2 protein-coding genes are annotated in these 8,532 nt (G+C 36.9%); both read left to right on the top strand.

Features of this window, described 5'->3' with window-relative positions:
- Positions 1–304: 304 nt before the first annotated feature.
- Positions 305–4,411 (top strand): hybrid sensor histidine kinase/response regulator transcription factor, encoded by a 4,107-nt coding sequence (locus ABWO41_RS12680; protein ID WP_353138466.1) that lies wholly within the window; start codon positions 305–307, stop codon positions 4,409–4,411.
- Positions 4,412–5,263: 852 nt separating this feature from the next.
- Positions 5,264–8,440, top strand: a complete 3,177-nt coding sequence (locus tag ABWO41_RS12685) for a SusC/RagA family TonB-linked outer membrane protein (protein WP_353138469.1) — start codon at positions 5,264–5,266, stop codon at positions 8,438–8,440.
- The last annotated feature ends 92 nt before the right edge of the window (positions 8,441–8,532 follow it).

Consider the following 8,532-nt stretch of genomic DNA (forward strand, 5'->3'; position numbering starts at 1 on the left):
TACTTATAATATCATTGGTTTATTATCCCTAATCCTTTTTTAATTTGTTTGAAAGAGATCGGAGTTGGCCCTCGACTCCGCTTCTATTTTGTCCAGCTTATGTATTTTGAACATTTGTTCCATTATATTAGACAAAGTTTATATAAGATAAGTGTTATAAAAAGTATCTTTATTCTATTCTTCTATTTATATTAGAAAAACCAATTATAACAGACAATAGTATGCCATTGAGAATTCGCTTGAATTTGTGTAATGCAATTGTTAAAGAAACTAGATATAACTCACATACCGTTAATCTAAAGATATGATTATATTAAAGCAGCAACTTCAATACATTTTTCTATTATTTGTTTTAGGCTGTAATAGTTTGTCGGTAAAAGCGGACGAAAAGGAACTCAATTTTATAAACATTAGTAGCAAGCAAGGATTATCTTCTAATACGGTAAACGCTATTATTAAAGACCGATATGGATTTTTATGGTTTGCTACTGATGATGGATTGAATAAGTTTGATGGTAAAAATTTCACCATTTATAGGCATAATTCGTCAGGCTTAATATCCAATGAGATCCTGGATTTGTATGAAGATGTTAATGGTAATTTGTGGATAGGCACTGGAGCGGGAATAGTTAGATATAATAGAAAGTCAGACTCATTCATTAATTATCCGGATGGAAAAAATCAGGCTATTTTGTCTATATCAGGTGATAGCGATGGAAATATATGGATTGGAGGATATCAGGGCTTAGAAGTTTTGAATATCCAGACCAAGCGTTTTATTTCTCCTAAGTTGGAAAATGCTAAATATAAATTTATACTGGATAATACAGTAACGCGACTTCTCAAAGATAAAAGAGGCCATATTTGGATAGGGACGTCTACAGGTCTATATCGCTATAATGAGGCGAAGGGAAGTATAACTCATTTTGCGAAATCGAACAGACAAAAAAATGCTTTGTTAGATAATGCTGTTAACTCACTTTGTGAAGATAAAAAAGGAAATATTTGGGTAGCTACAGCTAATGGTCTAAGCATGTTTAATATAACAAACCAATCTTTTATAAATTATCAGCATAATCCCTCTGATATATTTTCCTTAAGCTCCAATATGGTTTATGCTATAGACGAAGAACCAGATGGAGCAATTTGGGTGGGAACAGAAGAGGGACTTAACATTATAAGCCCGGAAACCAAACATGTTACCAGAGTTAACAGAAGTAGCAGAAACAATTTTAGCTTAATAGGGAAAGCAGTAAAGTCTATTATGATAGACAATCAGGGCATTTATTGGGTTGCCACCTTTCGGGGTGGGGTAAATAAATACGATAAAAATTTAGCTTTTTTTAATTTAAGACAAAGTAATCCCTATGATCCAAAAGGGCTAAATGTTCCTGTAATAACGTCATTTGTGCAAGCGGATAACACTAGTATTTATGTAGGTACTGATGGCGGAGGTCTAAATTTATTTGATATGAGATCAGGTACTTTTCATAAAATAAAGGTCTCAGAAAATATTAATGGTCTGTCAATATTGGCAATGGAGAAAGTGAATGACGAATTGTGGATAGGTACTTTTTCAAATGGTTTATTTATAGTTAATACTAAAACCGGGCAAAGTAGACAGATAAAGAAAGGAGTTGGCCCGCATAATATTAGTGGAAATGATATATTCTGTATAAAGCGCGATAGTAGAGGTAATGTTTGGATGGGAACCAACGGTCAGGGCATAGATTGTTATGATTTTGAGAAGAAAGTGTTCGTAAAATTTGGTCACGAAGACGAACACCTTAAAAGGGTTCAACTGAATGGATTTATCAGAGCTATTGAAGAAGATAAGAAAGGTAATATTTGGATTGGTTCATGTGGAGCTGGAATTGCAGTTTATAATCCAATAAGTGGGTACTCCAAGATAATAAATAAAACAAACAGTAATCTCCCAAGTGACAATATTTCAACTATTTATCCATCCACAACAGGTGAAATATGGCTCGGATTACCAGGATATGGCTTAGTGTCTTATAGTACAGATAAAGACAATTTTATTTGGTACTCGGAGAAAGATGGGTTAGCTAATGACGTTGTATATAAAATTTTAGAAGATGAGCAAAGCAAATTGTGGTTAAGTACTAACAAAGGAATAAGCAGTTTCGACGTAGCTAATAAAACATTTAAAAATTACTCCAGCTATAATGGAGTACAAAAAAGCCCCTTTGTACATGGTGCCGGATTAAAGCTGGCAGACGGAAGATTGTTTTTCGGAGGTACAGACGGTTTTAATTATTTCAACCCCAAGGCCCTATATTTGAATAGAAATATCCCCAGAGTGGTATTTACAGACTTGAAGGTGGCCAATCAAAGTGTTTTACCTTCCAAAGACTCTTATATAGAAGAACACATTTCAATTGCAAAAGAGATCAATTTAGACTATAAACAAAACTTTTCTTTGAGTTTTGCTGCGCTAAATTATACTTCTCCCCAAGAAAACAGGTACTTCTATAAATTGGAAAATTTCGACAAAGAATGGAATAGTGTAGGAGAGGCAAATACTGCAATTTATACCAATTTGAGTCCAGGAGAATATGTTTTTCAGGTAAAAGCATCAAGTGATGCAGGAGAGTGGAGTACGCCGATAACCTCTATTAAAGTTAATGTTCGACCTCCTTTCTGGCTAACAGTATACGCTTATATTTTATATTTCTGCATCATTGTATTGTCTTTGTGGTACATGCGACACAGAGGAATACAACGATTAAAAGCCAAATTTGCGTTGGAACAGGAAAGGCTTCAAGTACAACAATTAATTGAGCAAGAAAGGAAAGAAGCTGAACGTATACATGAGTTTGATCAGCTTAAAATTAAATTTTTAACAAATATCAGCCATGAATTCCGTACACCCATTTCATTAATCATGGGACCAGTTGAGCAACTGTTACAGCAGGAAACAAGTCTTTCAAAATCTAGTCAATTGAATATGATCAGGAGAAATTCAAGACGCTTGCTGAATTTAGTAAACCAGTTGCTGGATTTCCGCAATATAAAGCAGCAGGAACAGAAGCTGTGTTTGAGAGAGGGAGATTTAGTAGCTTTTTCTAAAGACGTTGCAGAGTCGTTTCGTGATTTAGCAGAGCGAAAATTGATAAATTTTGAGTTTAAAAGTACGTTAAAATATTACTTTGCTTCTTTTGACCATGATAAACTTGAACGCGTTTTGTTTAACCTGTTGTCCAATGCATTTAAATTTACACCAAAAAACGGCACAGTATCATTATATATAGACCCTCTGGAAAACTCAGGTATAAAAATAACTTTAAGTGATACTGGAATTGGTATAGAAGACTCTGCAAAAGAAAAGATATTCAACCGTTTTTTTCAAAGTAAAACCAGCGAAGCGGTATTAAATCAGGGAAGTGGTGTAGGTTTATGTATTGCCAGGGAATTTGTGAAGCTACATGGAGGTACCATAGAGGTAGAGAGTATTGTAGGTAAAGGAACCGTGTTTACCATAAAACTGCCTTTACAAAAAATTGAGGATATACTTGCTCTAGAAGAAGATGCGGTCGTTTTTAATAATATTCTGGAGTTGGAAAGTCATAACCATGAAAATGAGGAAAGCGGGCAGGAAACTCCAGATTTGCCGGTAGTTCTATTGATAGAAGACAATGAAGATTTCCGTTCTTATTTGAAGGAGAGCCTCAAGAAGTATTACCGTATAGTGGAAGCGGGCGATGGTAAGGAAGGATGGCAAAAAGTATTGTCTGCACATCCGCAGCTGGTAGTAAGCGATATAAGTATGCCTTATGTTAGTGGAGTAGAACTCTGTAAAAAGATCAAATCAGATAAGCGTACTAACCATATCCCCGTTCTTTTATTAACAGCGCTCACCGGAGAAGAAGATGAACTTTTAGGACTCAAAACCGGAGCAAATGATTATATGGCTAAGCCTTTTAACTTTGATATCCTATACGTTAAGATCCAAAATTTGCTGGCGTTAAATGAGAGTTTTAAAAATACTTACAGTAAAAGAATTAATCTCTCCGCTTCTGATATTGAGATCGAATCTGATAATGAAAAGTTGTTAAGTAAAATTGTACAGTATATAGAAGCGAATCTTACTAATCCACGATTGTCTGTCGAAGATTTAAGTAAGCATATAGGCATGAGCAGAGGATCTCTTTATTCCAAGGTATTAAATCTTACAGGGCAAACCCCAGTAGAATATATTAGGACATTAAAGCTGGACAGGGCGGCTGTACTTTTGGAAAAAAGTGAAATGAACATCTCCCAAATATGTTATTCGGTAGGCTTTGCCACGCCTAATTATTTTGCCAGAGCGTTTAAATCTAAATTCGATATGTTACCTTCAGAATACCTCAATTTAAAGAGAACAGATAAAGGGGTAATAACAAAGTAATAATATACGTTATCAAACAAGGTCCAATTATATTGACTTTTGCGCAAAGTCTTGAATAAGACAGCCTAACTGCCGTAAGACAGCTTACCGAAGTACTTGCCTGCCGGAACGGGTAGGATTCGACACTAGCTGTCGTTCATATGAACGTCATAAGAGGAGAATGGCAATGCCATCTATCAAACCTATAAGTGGTCAGAAACTATTGACTATCAGGCGACAATCAATGCGATGTATGGCTGACCAGCTAATAGTTGATTCGGCTACAGAAATAAAGGAAATATTTTTTATCATTTTGAAACACATAAGCTTCAACGAGATATACTGCTTCGGTATTTTTCCTTCCAATTCAGAAAATATTAGGGCTTTAAATAGTTGGATAGAAATTTCTGATATATAAAAAAGGGACAGAATAGTGTTTAAACGCTCTTTTTTTAAGGTTTGAACATCAAGGACATAATTTTAAACAAATGTGCTATTGACAGAAGGCTCCCTGTATATACTTTAGAAGATAATTATAAACCATTTTTTTAAATGTCTGCTGAGGAAGTCCACGATTAAATATTTTCTGGATTTCAAAAAAGCAACCGATTGCATAAGACAATGACAGTTAAAAAATATGATACATTACATTAGTATGAAACCTAAACCAAGCTACAAATGAAAGCGCCAACTTAGCTATACAGCGAGATAATAGACTTACAATATTTATTAAAGGAATTATAAACTCAACATGTATGGCAAATATTTACTAAAACCAGGTCTATCCTGTACGAAATCCATTACAAGAAAATCGTATTCTGGGATGGCATCTAAAAAAAATAATTTTTGAAACCTCAAAATCTTTTTTTAATAATGAAAAAAAACGCTACGATAAGTAATGGTATTAAATATTACAGTTGTAATATCAGTCTGCCGTTACCTAAATTTTATCTCATCGGTTTAATGTTGCTTTTATTGGGAAGCACCGTTATGGCACAATCTAAGCGAATTGTAAGAGGAACTGTTGTAGATGAATTGCAGAATCCGTTAATAGGAGCTTCTGTGTCGGTAAAGGGGGCTGAAATACGATCTATGACCAATGTAGACGGGCAGTTTTCGATAGACGTACCTGCTGATAAAAATACGCTTACAGTTGGTTACATCGGTATGGTAACCCAGGAAATAGATGTAAGAGGAAAAACAGAGGTGAGAGTAGTGCTTAAAGACGATATGGCATTGCTAAACGAGGTAGTGGTCGTTGGTTACGGTACGCAGAAAAAGGAGAGTGTGGTTGCAGCAATAACACAAACTACCGGTAAAGTACTTGAAAGGGCTGGGGGAGTATCCAGTATAGGAGCGGCCTTAACAGGTAACGTACCGGGAGTGGTAACAACAGCTAGTACAGGTATGCCTGGGGAAGAAGACCCACAAATTATTATCAGGGGGAGAAGTACCTGGAATAATACAGGACCGCTTATTCTGGTAGACGGTATCGAACGCCCGATGACAAGTGTAGATATTGGTTCGGTAGAATCTGTATCTGTGCTTAAGGATGCTTCTGCTACAGCAGTATTCGGAGTTAGAGGTGCAAACGGTGTGATTTTGATTACCACAAAAAGAGGTAAAGAAGGAAAGGCCTCTATCCGGGGAACAATTAATAACGTAGCTAAGGTGCCCTCAAAGCTACCTGGTAAATATGATGCTTACGATGCATTGAGAATTCGTAACGAAGTCATAGAATACGAACTTGCACTGCGACCCGAAAGTTGGAACGATATTCTTCCCCAAGCCATTATAGATAAATATCGTTTTCCGGCTGATCTGGCAGAATCAGAACGTTATCCCAATGTAAACTGGGACGAGGTGTTGTTTAAGGACTATGCTATGTCGCATAATGCCAATCTGAACATTGCCGGAGGTACCAGTAAAGTCAAATATTTTGCCAGTGCAGATTATCTGTATGAAGGCGACTTGTTTAGAACCTTTGATAACGACCGGGGATACAAGCCGGGTTATGGATTTAACCGCTTGAATGTTAGAAGTAATTTGGATTTTCAATTGTCCAAGTCGACACTTTTTAAGGTTAATCTTTCAGGCTCACGCGGAGTGAAGAAAAGTCCATGGGGAGCTTCAAATAGCGATTACTCCTATTGGATAGCAGCATATTCCACAGCTCCTGATGTATTTATTCCACAATATTCTGACGGGACCTGGGGCTATCATGCACCTAATGTACAACGCGGTCTAAACTCTGCCAGAATACTGGCGGTAAGCGGAGTCGAGTACACCACAACCAACCGTATCACAACAGATTTTACGCTTGATCAAGATTTAAGTAAACTCGTAAAAGGTTTAAATTTTAAAGGCACGCTAGCGCTGGATAATACCTTTGTGGAAGGGGGCAGGGGAGTTAATGATTTGTACAACGGTATACAGTCGAAATGGATAAACCCTGAAACCGGGGGCACTACTTATGAACAGGCATTTGATGCAACTAACAGATTTGATTTTCAGAACGGTATTAACTGGTCTACTAGCCCTGGATCAGTACAAAATTGGTCTACTTATCGTCGACTTTTTTACCAGGCACAGCTAAATTATGGAGTGCAGTTAGCTAAGCATAACATTACTGCTATGGGGTTATTTAACCGTAACCAATATGCTACGGGTAGCGAGATACCCTATCATCGCGAAGATTGGGTTTTCCGTACGACATATAATTATGCTAACAAATATATGTTTGAGTACAACGGAGCTTATAACGGGTCTGATAAGTTCAGTCCGGAAAATCGTTTCGCTTTCTTTTCTTCTGGAGGTATTGGCTGGATGTTATCAGAAGAAAGTTTCATGAAACCATTAACATTTCTGGACATGTTTAAAATACGGGCATCTTATGGCGCTATTGGTGATGATAATGTAAACGGAAGATGGTTATATCTGACACAATGGGCGTATGGGAATCAAACTAAATTGGGAGTAGTGGGAGAAGGTTCAGAAACCAGCCCCTATGTATGGTATAGAGAAAGCGCATTAGGTAACCCTGAAGTGCACTGGGAAAAAGTAAAGAAAACAAACATTGGAGTTGATTTTAGCATTTTTAAGGGCTTGCTGTCCGGTAAAGTAGATTTCTTTAGAGATAAGCGTACAGATATACTCATCGCAGGAGCAAACAGAGCAATACCATCTTACTATGGTGTAGCCCCGCCAGTTGCTAATTTAGGTAAAGTAGAAAATAAAGGCTACGAAATTGAATTGGCCGTAGATAAAAAGCTGGGATCAAATTTCCGCTTGTGGGGAAATGTAAATTATACCAGTGCTAAAGACAAAGTACTGGAAGCTGATGATGCGTTATTACTTCCTGATTACCAAAAACGGGCTGGAAAGCAAATCAGTCAAACCTATTCTTATGTAAGCGCCGGTTATTATAATACCTGGGATGAACTGTATGCAAGTACTATTACAGATAACGGAGATAGCCAGAAACTACCCGGCAACTATTATATTATAGATTATAACGGTGATGGTATTATAGACTCAAAAGATAACATACCTTATGCATATCCTTCAGTACCTCAACACACCTTTAATGCGACCTTAGGTTTTGACTGGAAGGGATTTAGCGCTTTTGTACAGGTGTATGGCGTAAATAACGTAACCAGACAGGTTGTATTTAACAGCTTATCAGGTCAGAACCATTTAGTTTACAACGAAGGGACATATTGGTCTAAAGATAATGTCAATGCAGATGTTCCTTTACCTCGCTGGCTCTCTACTCCAAGCAACTATAATCCGGGTAATAGATTTATGTTTGACGGCTCCTATGTCCGCTTGAAAAATGCTGAAATAGCCTATACGTTTAGCAAAAGCTCAAATCTTATAAAAAGAATAGGCCTTGAGAGTGTTCGGGTATTCATGAATGGAAACAATCTTCTGGTATGGACAAAAATGCCTGACGACAGAGAATCTAATTTTGCCGGGACAGGCTGGGCGTCGCAGGGAGCGTATCCAACAGTTAAGAGATTTAATTTAGGCACTAATATCACTTTTTAATAGGTATTTCTATGAAACAATATATTAAAACCATCTTATCTTGTAGTATTATATGGACTTGTGTTGGTCTATCGTCCTGCGAGAAGTATCTA

Source organism: Pseudopedobacter sp. (assembly GCF_040392825.1).
Classification (GTDB): Bacteria; Bacteroidota; Bacteroidia; order Sphingobacteriales; family Sphingobacteriaceae; genus Pseudopedobacter.

Excerpts from the sequence above, each read along its gene's own strand:
- ABWO41_RS12685 (WP_353138469.1), top strand. The coding sequence starts at position 5,264 with ATGAAAAAAAACGCTACGATAAGTAATGGTATTAAATATTACAGTTGT.
- ABWO41_RS12680 (WP_353138466.1), top strand. The coding sequence starts at position 305 with ATGATTATATTAAAGCAGCAACTTCAATACATTTTTCTATTATTTGTT.